The organism is Muricoccus harenae (assembly GCF_009848505.1).
Classification (GTDB): Bacteria; Pseudomonadota; Alphaproteobacteria; order Acetobacterales; family Acetobacteraceae; genus Roseomonas; species Roseomonas harenae.
Map to the genome: position 1 here is coordinate 1 of NZ_WWDL01000035.1, position 14,479 is coordinate 14,479.

At 69.2% G+C, this 14,479-nt stretch carries 13 protein-coding genes; 4 read left to right on the top strand and 9 right to left on the bottom strand.

Annotated features, from left to right (window positions below; genetic code table 11):
* The 3 genes from GSE44_RS20855 to GSE44_RS20865 form a co-directional block, all read right to left on the bottom strand.
* A partial coding sequence (locus GSE44_RS20855; RefSeq protein ID WP_159350768.1) for an OmpA family protein occupies nt 1-979 on the bottom strand: 979 nt, incomplete at its 3' end.
* Between the two features lie 156 nt (nt 980-1,135).
* Complete coding sequence (locus GSE44_RS20860) at nt 1,136-1,702, bottom strand: DUF924 family protein (RefSeq protein WP_159350769.1); 567 nt, start codon at nt 1,700-1,702, stop codon at nt 1,136-1,138.
* The gene (locus GSE44_RS20865; RefSeq protein WP_159350770.1) at nt 1,699-4,623 is read right to left on the bottom strand and encodes an FAD-binding and (Fe-S)-binding domain-containing protein; all 2,925 of its coding nucleotides are present in this window, start codon (nt 4,621-4,623) and stop codon (nt 1,699-1,701) included. The genes GSE44_RS20860 and GSE44_RS20865 overlap by 4 nt, the downstream gene beginning before the upstream one ends.
* 141 nt (nt 4,624-4,764) lie before the next feature.
* Here GSE44_RS20865 and GSE44_RS20870 point away from each other — a divergent pair, with 141 nt between their 5' ends.
* From GSE44_RS20870 to GSE44_RS20880, 3 genes are all read left to right on the top strand, one after another.
* On the top strand, nt 4,765-5,949 hold the full coding sequence (locus GSE44_RS20870) for a pyridoxal-phosphate-dependent aminotransferase family protein (protein ID WP_159350771.1): 1,185 nt from the start codon (nt 4,765-4,767) through the stop codon (nt 5,947-5,949).
* A 105-nt stretch (nt 5,950-6,054) separates the two neighbouring features.
* Nucleotides 6,055-6,753, top strand: coding sequence for a glutathione binding-like protein (locus GSE44_RS20875; RefSeq protein WP_159350772.1), 699 nt, complete (start codon nt 6,055-6,057; stop codon nt 6,751-6,753).
* A 211-nt stretch (nt 6,754-6,964) separates the two neighbouring features.
* Nucleotides 6,965-8,365: a PleD family two-component system response regulator gene (locus tag GSE44_RS20880; RefSeq protein WP_159350773.1), complete on the top strand. Its 1,401-nt coding sequence runs from the start codon at nt 6,965-6,967 to the stop codon at nt 8,363-8,365.
* A 112-nt stretch (nt 8,366-8,477) separates the two neighbouring features.
* Here GSE44_RS20880 and GSE44_RS20885 read toward each other — a convergent pair whose 3' ends face one another.
* The 6 genes from GSE44_RS20885 to GSE44_RS20910 form a co-directional block, all read right to left on the bottom strand.
* Nucleotides 8,478-9,044, bottom strand: coding sequence for a CHAP domain-containing protein (locus GSE44_RS20885; RefSeq protein ID WP_235925008.1), 567 nt, complete (start codon nt 9,042-9,044; stop codon nt 8,478-8,480).
* Nucleotides 9,045-9,588: 544 nt separating this feature from the next.
* Complete coding sequence (locus tag GSE44_RS20890) at nt 9,589-9,939, bottom strand: RidA family protein (protein WP_159350774.1); 351 nt, start codon at nt 9,937-9,939, stop codon at nt 9,589-9,591.
* A gap of 105 nt (nt 9,940-10,044) precedes the next feature.
* Entirely contained in the window at nt 10,045-11,022 is a 978-nt protein-coding gene (locus GSE44_RS20895; protein ID WP_235925009.1) for a Gfo/Idh/MocA family protein, read from the bottom strand.
* Nucleotides 11,022-12,287 (bottom strand): MFS transporter, encoded by a 1,266-nt coding sequence (locus tag GSE44_RS20900; RefSeq protein WP_235925010.1) that lies wholly within the window; start codon nt 12,285-12,287, stop codon nt 11,022-11,024. The genes GSE44_RS20895 and GSE44_RS20900 overlap by 1 nt, the downstream gene beginning before the upstream one ends.
* Before the next feature lie 7 nt (nt 12,288-12,294).
* Nucleotides 12,295-12,657, bottom strand: a complete 363-nt coding sequence (locus tag GSE44_RS20905; protein ID WP_159350776.1) for a hypothetical protein — start codon at nt 12,655-12,657, stop codon at nt 12,295-12,297.
* On the bottom strand, nt 12,654-13,208 hold the full coding sequence (locus GSE44_RS20910; RefSeq protein ID WP_235925011.1) for a hypothetical protein: 555 nt from the start codon (nt 13,206-13,208) through the stop codon (nt 12,654-12,656). Before GSE44_RS20910 ends, GSE44_RS20905 begins: the two co-directional genes overlap by 4 nt.
* On the opposite strand from GSE44_RS20910, the gene GSE44_RS20915 reads away from it, so the two are divergent.
* The gene (locus GSE44_RS20915; RefSeq protein WP_159350777.1) at nt 13,201-14,472 is read left to right on the top strand and encodes an amidase; all 1,272 of its coding nucleotides are present in this window, start codon (nt 13,201-13,203) and stop codon (nt 14,470-14,472) included. The genes GSE44_RS20910 and GSE44_RS20915 overlap by 8 nt on opposite strands.
* Nucleotides 14,473-14,479: the final 7 nt, after the last annotated feature.

Genomic DNA, 14,479 nt, shown 5'->3' on the forward strand with positions numbered 1-14,479 from the left:
GGCGCATGGACAGGCGCTGGTTGTACTGCGGCGTGCCCGAGCGGTCGGCATGGCCGGCCACTTCGATGCGCGTCGTGCCGGTGCTGGTCACCGCCTGGGCGGCTTCGGCAATGATCTGGCGGGCACGGTCCGTCAGGTCAGCACGGTCGAAGTCGAAGAACACCAGGTAGGTGCGGGCCGGAGCCGGGGCAGCGGCCGAAGCCGGGGCCACGACAGGAGCCGGCGCCGGGCGCGGCGCGTTGAAGGCATAACGCAGGCCGATCAGGGCGGAGTGGTTGAAGTTCTCCATGCCCGCGTTGCTCCGGGTCGTCCGGTTCGCGATCGTCTGCGTCTGGGTGACCTGGAAGTTCGGCCCGGTCGTGCCGAAGAAGCGATACTCGGCGGTCAGGCTCAGCCCGGGCACGCCCAGGGGAAAGGCGGCGCCGACGACGCCCTGGAAAGCGAAGACGTTGTCGTCGTCATCCGTGACGAGAGTCTGCGAACGCGTCGGGCGGAACTCGGCGCGCACATTGTCCTGCGCCACGAAGGACCAGCCGATGCCGCCGCCGAAATAGGGCGTGAAAATCGGCTCGGCCCAGCCGAAGCGGCGAAGGTCGAGATCATACAGGACGTTCACCATGGCGCCCGCCTGCCAGAGGTGCCCGCCATTGGTACGGCTGGTCACGCCCGCCGCGGTAGTGCTGTCGAAGTCGTTCTGGCGGTAGAAGCCTTCGAGCTCGGTGCGCAGGCCGTTGCCGAAGCCCCAGCCCAGCGACACAACGCCGGCGAAGCCATTCTCCCATTCCACCGTCGCCGTGGTCGGAATGCCGGCTGCCCGCGCGGCGGCCAGGGCGTTGCCGGACAGCGAGTCCTTCGTCTCCTGCAGATGGTTGAACCCCGCACCACCGGCAATGTAGAGGCCGGTGATCGGCTGAGCCTGGGCGGCGAGGGGAAGCGCCACGACAGTTGTGGTCAGCAGGGCTGCGCGGAGGCGGGACATCAAGTCTCTGATCCTTCGATTCGTCGCCGGCGGATTGCGGCAGGTTAAAAATTCGCTTGGGCCACAATGCAATGCACAACCAGCTCTTGCATCACCCCCCAGGCAACACGCCTGGGATGTTGCCGTTCCGCCACAACCGCCGGTTGCAGAAACCCTTTAAAACCCACCGAATCGGGCGAGGAACGCCGCCTCAGCCTCGCTGTTCACGCGCAACAGAGCGGCATTCCTGTGTGGAAAGCGGCCGAATCGGGCCACTACCCTCCGGTGCCTCCAGGCGTAGTCGATCGCGCCACCCGGCGCGGCGGCGCGCGGGTCGTCGCGCAAGCCTTCGAACAGGGCGACCGAAAGATCCTGGTCCGTCATCGCCTCGGAATGCTCGAAAGGAAGATAGAGGAAGATGCGCTGCATCGGTGTCAGCCGTAGATCATGGCGCCGTACCAGCACCGCCTCCTGCGCCACGTCCCGTGCCAGCGGATCGGCGGCGAAGGCACGCGCGGTGCCGCGATGGATGTTGCGCGGAACCTGGTCGAGCAACAGGCAAAGGGCGAGCGCGCCAAGCGGCTCCGATACCCAGTCCGAAAGCTCGCCCCGCGCCGCCTGCTCGGCCGTGGGGCCGAAAGCGTTCCGGAGCGCTGAATCGAAGGCTGGATCCGCGCGGAACCAGGCATCGCGGTACAGGTCCGGCTCGCGGCCGAACCAGAGGTCGAGGATCGCGTCCCTCACCGGCCTTCCTCCAGCGCCATGTCGAGCACACGGACACTGTGCAGTGCCGGCCGCCCCGTCAGGTCGGCGATCTGGTGCCGGCAGGATGTGCCATCGGCCACGATGACGTCCCCCTCGGGCGCCGCCCTCACCGCGGGGGCCAGTGACAACTCGCCCATGGCCCTGGAGGCTTCCACCCGCCGCGCGTCGTAGCCGAATGCACCCGCCATGCCGCAGCAGGAGGAGGTGATGGGCTTCACCTCCAGCCCCGGCACGGTCCGCAATGCCTTCACCGCATCTGGGAAGGCGCCGAAGGACTTCTGGTGGCAGTGGCCATGGATATGGGCGGCGGCGGCGGCCACCGGCTTCAGCGGCAGCTCCACCTTCTCCCGCATGAGGAACTCCGAAAGGAGCATGGCGCGGCCGGCCAGCCGGTCCGCCTCCTCTCCAGGCAGCAGGCCGCGGAACTCGTCGCGCAGAGTGAGCAGGCAGGAGGGTTCAAGCCCCAGCACCGGCAGGTCCGAGCCCGAGAGCGCATCCATGGTGCGGCGCGCCTCGGCGCGTGCCTCATCCACCATCCCCGCCGCGAGATAGGTGCGGCCGCAGCAGAGCGGGCGGTTGCCGTCGGCGGCCTTCACCGAAAGCGCGCGATAGCCGGCGGCCCGAAGCACGCGGATGGCGGCGTGCAGGTTCTCCGGTTCGAAATACCGGTTGAAGGTGTCGGCAAGCAGGATGACATCGCCGCGCGTCGCCGGCGCCTCCTCACCCAGGTCGCGGAAGGGCGCGGCGGCGAAGCGGGGCAGGGCGCGTTCCTTCGTGAAGCCGAGCATGCGCTCGCCCAGCGCCCGCGCGCCCGGCACCCATTCGCGCGCATTGGCCAGGAAGGGCGCCCGCGAGGCCAGCGGCGCCCAGCGCGGCATGGTGGCGATGAGCCGGTCCTTCGCCGAAACGCCATGCTTCTTCGCCCGCGCGTGCTGCGCCTCGATCTTCATCCGCGCCATGTCCACACCCGTCGGGCATTCACGGCGGCAGGCCTTGCAGGAGACGCAAAGGGATAGGGCCTCCGCCACCTCGTCCGAGGCCAGGGCATCGGGACCCAGCTGTCCCGTGAGCGCCAGGCGCAGCGTGTTGGCCCGGCCGCGGGTGACGTCCCGCTCGTTGCGCGTGGCGCGGAAGCTCGGGCACATGACATTGGCGTCGAATTTCCGGCAGGTGCCGTTGTTGTTGCACATCTCCACGGCGCCAAGCAGGCCGCCCTGCGGGCCGGGCCAGGCAGACCAGTCGAGCACCGGCGTCACGGCAGGATCCGCCGCATAATCCGGCGGGTAGCGGAACAGGCTGCGGTCATCCATGCGCGGCGGCCGCACCACCCGGCCCGGATTCATCATGGCGTTGGGATCGAAGGCGTCCTTCACCGTCTCGAAGGCTCGGACGATGCGCGGGCCGTACATGCTTTCATGAAATTCGGAGCGGACGATGCCGTCGCCATGCTCGCCGGAGTGGCTGCCCTTGTATTCGCGCACCAGGGCGAAGCATTCCTCGGCGATCTCGCGCATCCGGCGCACGTCGCTGCCGTCCTTCATGTTCAGCACGGGGCGGACATGCAGGCAGCCGACGCTGGCATGGGCGTACCAGGTGCCCTTGGTGCCATGACGCTCGAAAACCTCGTTCAGCCGTTCGGTGTAGTCGGCCAGATCGTCCAGCGGGACCGCCGTGTCCTCGATGAAGGAGACGGGTTTCCCGTCGCCTTTCATGGACATCATGATGTTCAGCCCGGCCTCGCGCACCTCGGCGACGGCGGCCTGGAAGCCTGCATCGACGCAGCGCACGACCTGCCCGGGCAGGCCGAGGTCGCCCATCATCTCCTCCAGCCGCGCCAGGTCGCGCAGAAGGGCCGCATCGTCATGCCCGTGGAACTCGACGATGAGTAGGGAGTCGGGCTCGCCGATGACGATCCTATCGATCGTGTCGCGATAGATGGCGATGGAGCGGCCGAGGTCGATCATCGTGCGGTCGACCAACTCCACCGCCTCCGGGTCGAGGGTGACGAGGTGCTTCGATGCCTCCATCGCCCGGCGGAAGCTCGGGAACTGGCAGATGCCGAGCACCTTGCGCGGCTTGATGGGCCAGAGCTTCAGGTCCAGCCCTGCCGAGAAGGCGAGGGTTCCCTCACTGCCCACCAGGATGCGCGCGAGGTTGCCGCGGCCGGCGGCGCGGCCTTCCGGTGTGAGGGATTCCAAGTCGTAGCCGCCCACCCGGCGCAGCACCTTGGGGAAGCGCGCGGCAATCTCGGCCGCCTCGGCGGCGCCGAGTGCGCGCAGGCGGTTGACCAACTCCGCCACCGTCGCCGGCACGCCTTCGCCGAGGTTCTCCGGCAGGTCGCTGAAGGTGAAGCGCTCGCCACCCGGCAGAAGGGCGTCGATCGAGAGCACGTTGTCGGCCATCAACCCGTAGCGGATGGACTTCGAACCACAGGAGTTGTTCGCCGCCATGCCGCCGATGGTGCAACGGGCCCAGGTTGAAGGGTCGACCGGAAAGAACAGCCCGTCCTTCTTCAGCGCATCGTTAAGCGCGCCCAAAGCAATTCCGGGCTGCACCGTGGCGCGCATGGCGGCCTTGTCCACCGAGACGACGTTCCGCAGGTACCGGCTGCAATCCATCACCAGCGCGCGGTTTACCGTCTGGCCGCACTGGCTGGTGCCGGCGCCGCGCGGCAGGACGGGAATGCCTTCTTCCCGGCATATGGCCATCGCGGCGGCTACATCCTCCACCGTGCGGGGGACGAGCACGCCGACCGGTTCCACCTGGTAGATGCTGGCATCCGTGGCGTAGCGGCCACGGTCCCCGGCGCCGAACAGGACATCGCCCTGGGTTTCCCGCTTCAGGCGGGCAGAGAGGCGGCTGTCGCCGGGGGTGATGCGCGACCGGGTGATGGCATTCATTCGGGCGTCTCCTGGGATGCGCAAGCTAGCCGAGGGGGCCCGGGCCGTCGCATCCATAATCCTCATCAATCGAACGCGCCGAACTCATTGGCGCAGCATGGGGGAGGGCGCTAGACCCGCTGGCCAGAGCGGAGGACGCCCATGGCCTATTTCACCTCTCGGCCCGAGAACGGCCGGCATTTCCTGCAGATCCCCGGGCCGACCAATGTGCCGGACCGCGTCCTTCGCGCCCTCGACAACCCCACCATGGATCATCGGGGCCCGGATTTCGGCGTGCTTGGGAAGCGGGTTCTGGAGAAGCTGAAGCCGGTCTTCGGCACCAGCGGCCCGGTGATCATCTTTCCAGCCTCGGGCACCGGCGCATGGGAGGCGGCGCTGGTGAACACGCTGTCGCCCGGCGACACGGTGCTGATGTGCGAGACGGGCTGGTTCGCGCATCTCTGGCGGGAGATGGCGGAGCGGCTGAGCCTGAAGCCCCGCCTGCTGGAGACCGACTGGCGCCAAGCCGCCGACGTGCCCGCGATTGAAGCGGCGCTGCGCGCCGACAAGGGGCATGAGATCAAGGCCGTCTGCGTCGTCCATAACGAGACGAGCACGGGCTGCACGTCGCGTATCGACGAAGTGCGGAAGGCCATGGACGCCGCTGGACACCCGGCGCTGCTGCTGGTGGACACCATCTCCTCGCTCGGCTCCATCGAGTACCGGCACGACGATTGGGGCGTGGATGTCACCATCTCGGGCAGCCAGAAGGGGCTGATGCTTCCCCCCGGCCTCTCCTTCAATGCGGTGTCGGAAAAGGCTCTGAAGGCTAGCGAGACGGCTAGGCTGCCGCGGAGCTTCTGGGATTGGAAGCCGATGCTGGCCTCCAACGCCACTGGATACTTCCCCTATACCCCGGCCACCAACATGCTCTACGCGTTGGACACCGCGCTCGACATGCTGGCCGAGGAAGGCCTCCCCAATGTCTTCGCGCGGCACGACCGCCACGCGGAGGCAACCCGCCGAGCCGTGCGCAGCTGGGGGCTGGAGGTGCAATGCGCCGAGCCGCGGCACTTCTCCTCGGCGCTGACCGCGGTGCGCCTGCCGGAAGGCCATTCCGCCAATGCCCTCCGCGCGACCATCCTCGAGCGCTTCGACATGTCCCTGGGCAACGGGCTGGGCCGGCTGAACGACCGCGTCTTCCGCATCGGCCATCTCGGCGCCTTCAACGACCTGTCGCTGCTCGGCACGCTCGGCGGGGTGGAGATGGGGCTCCGCGTTGCAGGCGTCCCGCATGAGGGGGGCGGGGTGGCGGCCGCCATGGACTACCTCTCGGGCAATGCCTAAATCCAGGGCGGGAATCGCGACGCCAGGAATCGTGACGCAGGGGCGGGCTTGCCGCCGCCCCGGCGACGCCGGAAGTTCCGCCCGGAACGAGCGGAGTCCCCGGACATGACGATCGAGCTCTGGAGCTGGCCCACTCCAAACGGGCACAAGGTCCATATTGCCCTGGAGGAGCTTGAGCTTCCCTATCGCGTTGTGCCGGTGGACATAGGCGCCGGGGACCAGTTCCGGCCCGAATTCCTGGCCATCACGCCAAACCACCGCATCCCTGCCATCGTCGATCCGGACGGACCTGGGGGGGCGCCGTTGCCGCTCTTCGAGTCCGGCGCCATCCTTATTCATCTGGCGGAGAAGACCGGCCGCCTCATCCCGGCCAACCCGGCTGCGCGCGCCATCTGCCTGCAGTGGCTGATGTTCCAGATGGGGGGCGTCGGCCCGATGTTCGGCCAGTGGAACCACTTCGCCAACTATGCGCCGGAGAAGATCCCCTACGCCATCGAGCGCTACACCAAGGAGGTCCGGCGGCTCTATGGCGTGCTGGAAAAGCGCCTCTCCGGCGCGACCTGGCTGGCAGGGGACGACTATTCCATCGCTGATATCGCAACCTTCCCCTGGGTGCGGAACCCCGAGCGGCGCGGCATCGATCCCGCGGAATTCCCCTCGGTCCGGCGCTGGACCGAGGTGATCGAGGCGCGGCCGGCGGTAATGCGGGGCCTTGCCGTCCTGTCGGAGCGGCAGCGCCAGGGGCCGATGTCCGACAAGGAAAAGGAAAACCTGTTCGGCACCACGCAATTCACCCGGCGCTGAAGTTCATGCCCTTGCGGTCCCGGACGGAGATGTCTTGTGTATCTCTCATCACGGGAACACGTTATGCAGCGTGGCCATTCAGGAAGGCGGGATTCGTAAAGCCTTGATCACAGCCGATCCCGCCAATGCGTGAGGGCTCAAGGAGTTATCGGGCGACCTTCCGCGTTCACGGAGGGGCTTCGATCCGCGTCCGGAGAGGTCCCACCCATCCATGACCGCGCGTGTCCTGGTGGTTGACGACATTGCCGCCAACCTCAAGCTCCTCGAGGCCCGTCTTAACGCCGAGTATTACGAGGTCGCCCTCGCAAGCTCCGGCGCCGAGGCGCTGCGGCTGGCACAGTCCTGGGCCCCCGACGTCATCCTGTTGGACGTGATGATGCCGGGTATGGATGGCTACGAGGTGTGCCGCCTGCTGAAGGCGGCGCCGCAGACCACCCATATCCCGGTGGTGATGATCACGGCCCTCGTCGACCAGACGGAGCGGGTGCGCGGGCTCGAGGCGGGGGCCGACGACTTCCTTTCCAAGCCCGTGGACCACACCACCCTCTTCGCGCGGCTGCGTGCCCTGCTACGGACGAAGCAGGTGCTCGACGCCTTCCGGTTGCGCGCCGAAACCGCGAGGGACCTGGGCTTCGAGCCGATGCCCGATCCGTCCAGGAGCGTGGAGGGCGCCCGTGCCCTGCTGGCGACGGAGGATGATTCCGAGGCCCAGGCGCTGTCCGATATCCTCGCCCAGGACGGCATCCTGGTGACGCGGGCGACGGATGTGAACATGGCCTGGGACAAGTTGCTGAACGAGGATTTCGACCTTGCCGTGCTCAGCCTCTGGCTGGATGACGGGGAGGGGCTGCGGCTGGCCTCCCGCATGCGCGCGCAATCCTCAATGCGGGAGGTGCCGGTCCTGCTCGTGGCAGATGCGGACCAGCGGAACCAGGTGCTGCGCGGCTTCGACATCGGCGCGAACGACCATGTTCTGCGCCCGGTAGACGCGAATGAGCTTCGTGCGCGTGCGCGAAACCAGATCCGCCGCAAGCGCTACCAGGAACGGCTCCGCGCCGACCTGCAGCGCAGCTTGGAGATGGCGGTCACGGACAGCCTAACCGGGCTGCGGAACCGCCGCTATGTCATGCGCCACCTGGAAGGCCTGCTCCGCTCCGGGGGCGCAACGCTGCTGCTGATCGATGTGGACCGCTTCAAGTTGGTCAACGACACCTACGGCCATGCCTTTGGCGACGCCGTGCTGCGGGAGGTGGCCGAGCGGCTGCGCCTGCATTTGCGCGCGGTGGATGTGGTGGCCCGCTTCGGGGGCGAGGAGTTCGTCGTCGCCATGGCGCCGCAGCCGGCTGACGATGCCGGGATGGTGGCGGAGCGGCTGCGCCTTTCCGTCTGCGAGGAACCGATGCGCGTGGGCGACCGAGCGCTCGAGGTGAGCATCAGCATCGGCGTTGCGGTGGCGGTTCCGGATTGCACCATGGAGCAGTTGGCGGCGACCGCCGACATCGCGCTTTACCGGGCCAAGGCGAATGGGCGTAACCGCGTGGAGATCGCCACGGCCGCCGACTGGCTCCCGGAAACGGCTAAGGACGAGCCGGTTGGAAGCAGCGCGTCCTAGGGACGAATCGATGCCAGCCAAGGACGGCCGCTTCCGGCCCTGAAACGGCGAAGGGGCGGCGGACCATAGTCCGCCGCCCCTTCTTACCATTGCCCTGGTGGAGGACGGCGGCTCAGCGACCGCCTTCGATGCCCAGGCCACCGATCGAGGTATTGATGAAGCGCTGGTGCGGGCTCTGGGCCTGGCCGCCCTGCTCCGGGGCCTCGGCCACTTCCTGCATCGTGCCGCCATGGCGGACCATGATGGGGCCGCGCTGTGCCGGGAAGCCGTCGGGGCGGTTGAAGATGAAGCCGTAGGTCGGATAAGTGCGGCCATAGGTGTCGGCGTCATGGCCGACCTGGACGCGGACCGCGGTCCAGTCGTTGGCGTCGGACACGTCCACCACGGAGATGTTGCGGGTCACTGTGCCCTTGCGGATCCCCGGGCCTTCCCAGTTCGCGTGGTGCACGGTGATCTCACGGGCGCTCACCTGGCGCTCCACCACGGCAACGTGCCCCATGCGCATGCCGCCGGAGGAGCGGAAGACGAGGACCGAGCCGGGTTCGGGACGATGGCCGCGCTGGTAGATGCCTGCGGCGTTGTTCCACCAGGTGCCGCCATTGCCGGTGACCTGGAGACCGGTGACCATGCGAGCATAGGGCACGCAGGAAATGCTGCCGCGCGGGATGGAGACGTCCACGGCCGTCTGTGCGCGGGAAACCCCGCGACGGATCGCAGCCTTCGCCCCGGTGGTGGCACGAACTGAGCGCGCCTGGGGCTGTCGCTGCTGTGCCGCCGGAGCGGAGTGGGACGCGGAAACATGCTTGGCGCCACCCCGGTTAGGGGAGGAAGCATCCGCCGTAGAGCTGAGTTGCGGCGTGAGGACGAACCCGCAAGCCACGAAAATCGCAACGGCAGTGCTTTTTGCCCGCATGAAGTCCCCCAAGCGAAATTCCGTTAGCCCCCGCCGGCTTCGCCGGTCTCGCCTTGGCTGGCGATGTCACGGCGGTGTTACCGGGGAGCATGAAACCTCGGCAACCGGGCGCCGTGTTTCAGTGGGCAATGGGACGTGATTCGCCTGAGGTAGATTACTCTCGAAGTCGCGATCGGGACCGAATTCCTACCGAACTGAGCTTCGGCAGGAGTTGCCACAGTGTTGCGGCAGGTAAACCACAGTAGTCTGAGGAAGTTGGACTTCTTGAAAGTAGGAACGGCGCAGGATTCCCCGCGCCGTTCCATGGCTCTCAGCGGCAGGCGGTGACCATGATTTCCACCAGGTGCCGCGGATCGGCCATATTGGCCTCCACGCAGGCGCGCACCGGCGCGCCGCCAGCCGGAAGCCAGCTCACCCACAGCTTGTTCAGCGCGTCGCGGTCGCGGATGTCCTTCAGCCAGACCTGGGCCTGCAGCAGGCGCGTCTTGTCTGTGCCGTGCTCCTCGAGCGCGGCATCGATCTTGGCGAGGATCTGCTGGGTCTGGCCGGACACGTCCTGGGAAAGGTCGTCGGCGGTGATACCCGCCAGGTAGACGAAGCCGTGATACTCGACGGAATTGGACAGAACGGGGTTGCTGCCCTTGCGAAGGATCGCGCTCATGGATGGATGCTCCGTGGCCGGAATGGCGCGGGGCTTCTAGGGCCCCGGGAGGGGGGGCGGCAAGTCGCCGCCCCGCGGCGCCGGCCGCGGGCCAGCGAACCGGCGTCAGGGAACCAAGGCGGGGCCGCCGCTGGCATTGGCGTGGATCATGGTCTCGAAGACGCTGACGCCATGGATGGCGTCCTCCAGCGGCAGCGGATAGGCGGGGCCACCGGCCACCGCAGCGGCGAAGGCCTCCAGCTCGGCGCGCTCGATATCGGCCGAATCGAATCGGCGCTCCCAGCCCTCGCCCTGGCGCGGGTGGAAGACCAACGTCTCAAGATCGCGCTGCTCCACCCGCCCCTGGCTGCCGAACAACGCCAGGCGCCACACGCGCGGCGCGGAAGCAAGGGTGGCGAACAGGCCTGTCGGGCCGCCGTGGAAGCGACAGAGCATGGCAGTGGTGTCGTCCAGACCATTGGTCAACACCTGGGCCTGGCTGATGACCGACACGCGCTCGATCGGGCCCGCAAGATTGATCATGGCGTCAATCATGTGGATGCCCATGGCGCCCATGCCGCCGAGCGGGCTCTCATGCGGGTCGGCCCGCCACATGCCGGCTTTCCAGTTATCGGCATTGGCGCCGCTGATCTGGCCCTCGACATGCAGCAGCGTGCCCAGCACTCCTTCGGCCAGGAGCCGCTTCATCTCGAGCACGGCGGGCAGGAAGCGGCGGTTATGGCCCAGTGCCATCACCACCCCGGCCTCGCGGCAGGCCGCGACCGCCGCCTCGGCGCTTGCCTTGGAGAGGGTGAAAGGCTTCTCGACGAAGACATGCTTGCCCGCTCGTGCGGCGGCGATCACCTGCTCCGCATGCTGCTTGTGCGGGGTCGCCAGCACCACAGCCTTCACCCGAGGGTCGGCCAGGACCGCATCCAGGTCCGGCAGCAGGTCCAGCCCTTTCTCCGTGGCCCAGGCGCGCGCCCTGCCCGGCGTGCGCGTGGCCCCGGCCACGAAGCGGATGCCGGTGCCGTTGCGGCCCTGAACGCTGTCCACCAGGGTCTGCCCCCAGCGTCCCATCCCCACCAGTGCTGCGTCGAGCATCAAGCCTTTTCCTCCTTAGACCCTTCGAGGGCGTGGGCGATCCGGCGCATCCGGGTCAGGCCCCAGACGAAGACGCCAAGGGCGAGGATCGTCGCCACAAGGGTCGGGAGACGGAGCCCCAGGGCTTCCCCCGCCATGCCCAGCATCAGCGCGCCCAGCGCCGGACAGGCGCGCGAGACGAGGGCCCATAGCGACATGACCCGCCCGCGCATGGCCGGCGCCGCCGCGGTCTGGGCCAGGATCTGCACCGAAATGCCATGGGCCGACGCGCTGGCGCCGATGGCGGCACCGCAGAGCAGGGCGAAGCCGAAATGCCCGGTGGCCACGAAACCCATGGTGGCAAGGACCTGACAGGAAATCGCCAGCACCACGATCCGTGTGGTGCCCGCCAGCCGCCCGCGCGAGGCGACGGCCACGCCGGCGATGAGCGCTCCCACGGCGAAGCTCGCAGTCAGTAAGGCCAGGGACTCCGCGCCGCGCCCGAAGAGGCGCTCGACATAGGGCGGCAGGATCTCCTGCACGCCGCGCAGCAGGACGGAGGATACCGCCGCGAAGGCGAAGAGTGGCCCGAGGCCCGGATGGCGGATCGCATAGCCGAAGCCTTCCAGCGTCTCGGCAAGAAGGGAGTTGGTGGCAGGGTGGCCTCGCCGCTGGGCCGGGTCCAGCCGCAGCCAGGGCAGGGAGAGGGTTGCGAAGCCATGCCCGATGGCGTTGCAGAAGATTGCCGGCGCCACGCCCCATCCTGCGATGACGAAGCCCGCCAGCCCCGGGCCAATGAAGCGCGCCACGTTGAAGAGCAGGCTGTTGGCGGCAATGGCCGCCGGCAGGTCCTCCCGCCCGACCAGCGCGGGGATCAGGGTCTGCCGCGCCGGCTGGGCGAAGCAGGCGGCGGTGCCGCTCACCAGTTCGAGCGCGAAGAGCAGGCCGATGGAGACATGGCCCGTGGCGGCAAGGGCGGCGACCGTCATGGCCTCGATCGCGATGACCCCCTGCGAGGCCATGGTGAGCCGCACGCGGTCCACACGGTCCGCGATTGCGCCCGCGACCGGACTGACCAGAACGGCCGGTGCAAGATCGGCGAAGGCGATTAGCCCGACCCAGGCGGCGCTGCGCGTCAGCTCCCAGGCCAACCAAGCGACCCCGATGCGATGCATCCAGAGCCCGGTCCAGGCGCCGAGGCTGGCACCGAAGAATATCCGCGCGTTGCGGCTGGCCATGGCCCGGCTGAGCGGGCCGGCGACGATCCGGGCGAAGGGGTTGGGCAAGGGCGCCTCAGCGCCCGGGCGGCCCTCCGGCCGGCGCGCGCGCGGCCGGGGCACGCGGCGTTTCGGGCCCCGAGGCTCCCCGCATGCATTCGGCCGCCATCCGGTCGCGGTCATAGACCTGAGCGATCTGGTCCGTGATCACTTGCGGCCCGAGATTGGAGGTGGTGCCGACACGGGCATTGTAGTCGTCCTGCCGCATCAGCTGGCCGCGATCGCGGTAGCGGACCACGCGCTCGGCCTCGGTCCGGCAGGCGGCGCTGGCCGCTGCGCGCTCGCGATCCGCGCCAGTGGCCGGCGGGGGGGCTGCGCAGGCGGCGAGGGTGGCGACCGTCACGAGCGCGGGGAGCAGCGCGAGGGGCTGGAACTTCATGCGGGCGTTGCTCCGGGGGTCTTGCTGGGCGTCAGGCTCGGCCGCGCGAGGCGGTGCCGCAAGCCCTCTTCATCGAACCGGGCCGCGGCGTCCAGGGGCTGCGTGGCGGCGGCGCGCAGAAGATCGGGGTGGAGCAGCGTCCCCTCGCGCCCGATGTCGAAAAGGCCACGCATCCAGGGCGCCCGCCCCATCACCTCCAGCAGAGCGAGGAGGCGGAGGAGGGTCGCCATGCCCTCGGCATGGTCGAGGCCGATGCGGCGGTCCAGCGCTTCCGCCCAGCAGCAGGCGTCGCGGTCCTCCAGAACCAGGTCGAGCGACGGGTCGCCGGCGAAGCGGAAGGCGCGCGGCGGACCTTCCAACGCGGCCGTGGCAGCGTCCCGCGCCGCGTCCCAGGCCGAGAGGAGGTCGCGTGGCGCGACAGCGGGCGTGGCTTCCGGCGGGAAGGGGATTGCATAGGCGGTGGGCATGGTGCGCGAGAGGTGGTGCGGCCGGCCGGAAAGGTCAGGGGTTGACCCGCGCCGCTCAGGCGCGTCGGCTTCGCTGATGAGCACGCCCTCCGACCTCCCGGCCGCCACCCTGCTGCAACGCCTCCGGGCCGGGCGGCTCACCCCCCTCGCGCTGACCGAGGCGCTGCTGGAGCGCGTGGCCGAGCGGGAGGGGGCGATCCAAGCCTTTTTCGCGCTGGACCAGGACGCCTGGCGCGGCGCCGCGCGGATGGCGCGGCCCGACTCGCCTCTGGCCGGCCTGCCGGTGGGGGTGAAGGACGTGCTGGACACGGCGGACCTGCCCAGTGGCTACGGCTCGCCGATCTGGGATGGGCACCGCCCCAGGGCGGACGCCGCCTGCGTGGCACTGCTGCGGGCGGCGGGCGGCATCGTCGCCGGCAAGACGGTGACGACGGAATTCGCCACGCGCAGGCCTGGGCCGACGGTCAACCCGCATAATCCGGCGCGGACACCGGGCGGATCCTCGCAGGGCTCGGCGGCCGGTGTCGCGGCGGGCTTCTTCCCGCTCGCACTGGGCACCCAGACGGGCGGCTCGGTGATCCGGCCCGCCGCCTTCTGCGGGGTCACCGGCTTCAAGCCGAGCTACGGAATGATTCATCGGGGCGGCATGAAGCTGATGAGCGAGACGCTGGACACGATCGGCACCATGGCGCGCGACGTGGCCGGCTGTGCCCTGCTGGCCGGCGCCTGCGCCGGGCTTGACTGGACGCCGGTGGCGGGCGTCCGCCCCTCGGCGCCGAGCGTCGCGCTGATTCCCGGCCATGACGAGGCAGCGCTGGCGCACGAAACCCGGGCGCTGCTGGAGCGGGTGGCGGCGGTCCTGTCACAGGCGGGGGCGCGGGTCTCCTCGCCTAGCCTACCGGAGGCGCTCGCTGCCGCGGCCGCGGCGCATCCGGTGGTGATGCAGGGCGAGACCCGCCACGCGCTCGCCTGGGAATTGGCGGCGGCACCGGACCAGCTCTCCGCGGTGTTGCGGGAGGCGATGGACTGGGCCGGAGCCCTTGCGCCCGAGGCCCTTCCTGCCGCGCGCGAGACGCTGGCCACCGGCCGCCATGCCTTCGCGGACCTCATGGGGGAGTACGACCTGATCCTGACCGCCAGTGCCCCAGGCGAGGCGCCGCTCGGGCTGGATTCGACGGGGAATCCCGTTGCCAACCTCCTCTGGACCGCGCTTCACGCGCCCTGCATCACCATCCCGGCCGGGATCGGGCCGAACGGGATGCCGCTCGGCGTCCAACTCGTCGGCCGGGTGGGCGGCGACGCAGCATTGCTTGCCCATGCCGCCTGGGTGGAGGCCCTGCTCGGCTGAGCGAAGG

Coding starts and splice junctions, on each gene's coding strand:
- GSE44_RS20865 (WP_159350770.1), bottom strand. CDS start 4,623: ATGAATGCCATCACCCGGTCGCGCATCACCCCCGGCGACAGCCGCCTC.
- GSE44_RS20870 (WP_159350771.1), top strand. CDS start 4,765: ATGGCCTATTTCACCTCTCGGCCCGAGAACGGCCGGCATTTCCTGCAG.
- GSE44_RS20875 (WP_159350772.1), top strand. CDS start 6,055: ATGACGATCGAGCTCTGGAGCTGGCCCACTCCAAACGGGCACAAGGTC.
- GSE44_RS20880 (WP_159350773.1), top strand. CDS start 6,965: ATGACCGCGCGTGTCCTGGTGGTTGACGACATTGCCGCCAACCTCAAG.
- GSE44_RS20890 (WP_159350774.1), bottom strand. CDS start 9,939: ATGAGCGCGATCCTTCGCAAGGGCAGCAACCCCGTTCTGTCCAATTCC.
- GSE44_RS20895 (WP_235925009.1), bottom strand. CDS start 11,022: ATGCTCGACGCAGCACTGGTGGGGATGGGACGCTGGGGGCAGACCCTG.
- GSE44_RS20905 (WP_159350776.1), bottom strand. CDS start 12,657: ATGAAGTTCCAGCCCCTCGCGCTGCTCCCCGCGCTCGTGACGGTCGCC.
- GSE44_RS20915 (WP_159350777.1), top strand. CDS start 13,201: ATGAGCACGCCCTCCGACCTCCCGGCCGCCACCCTGCTGCAACGCCTC.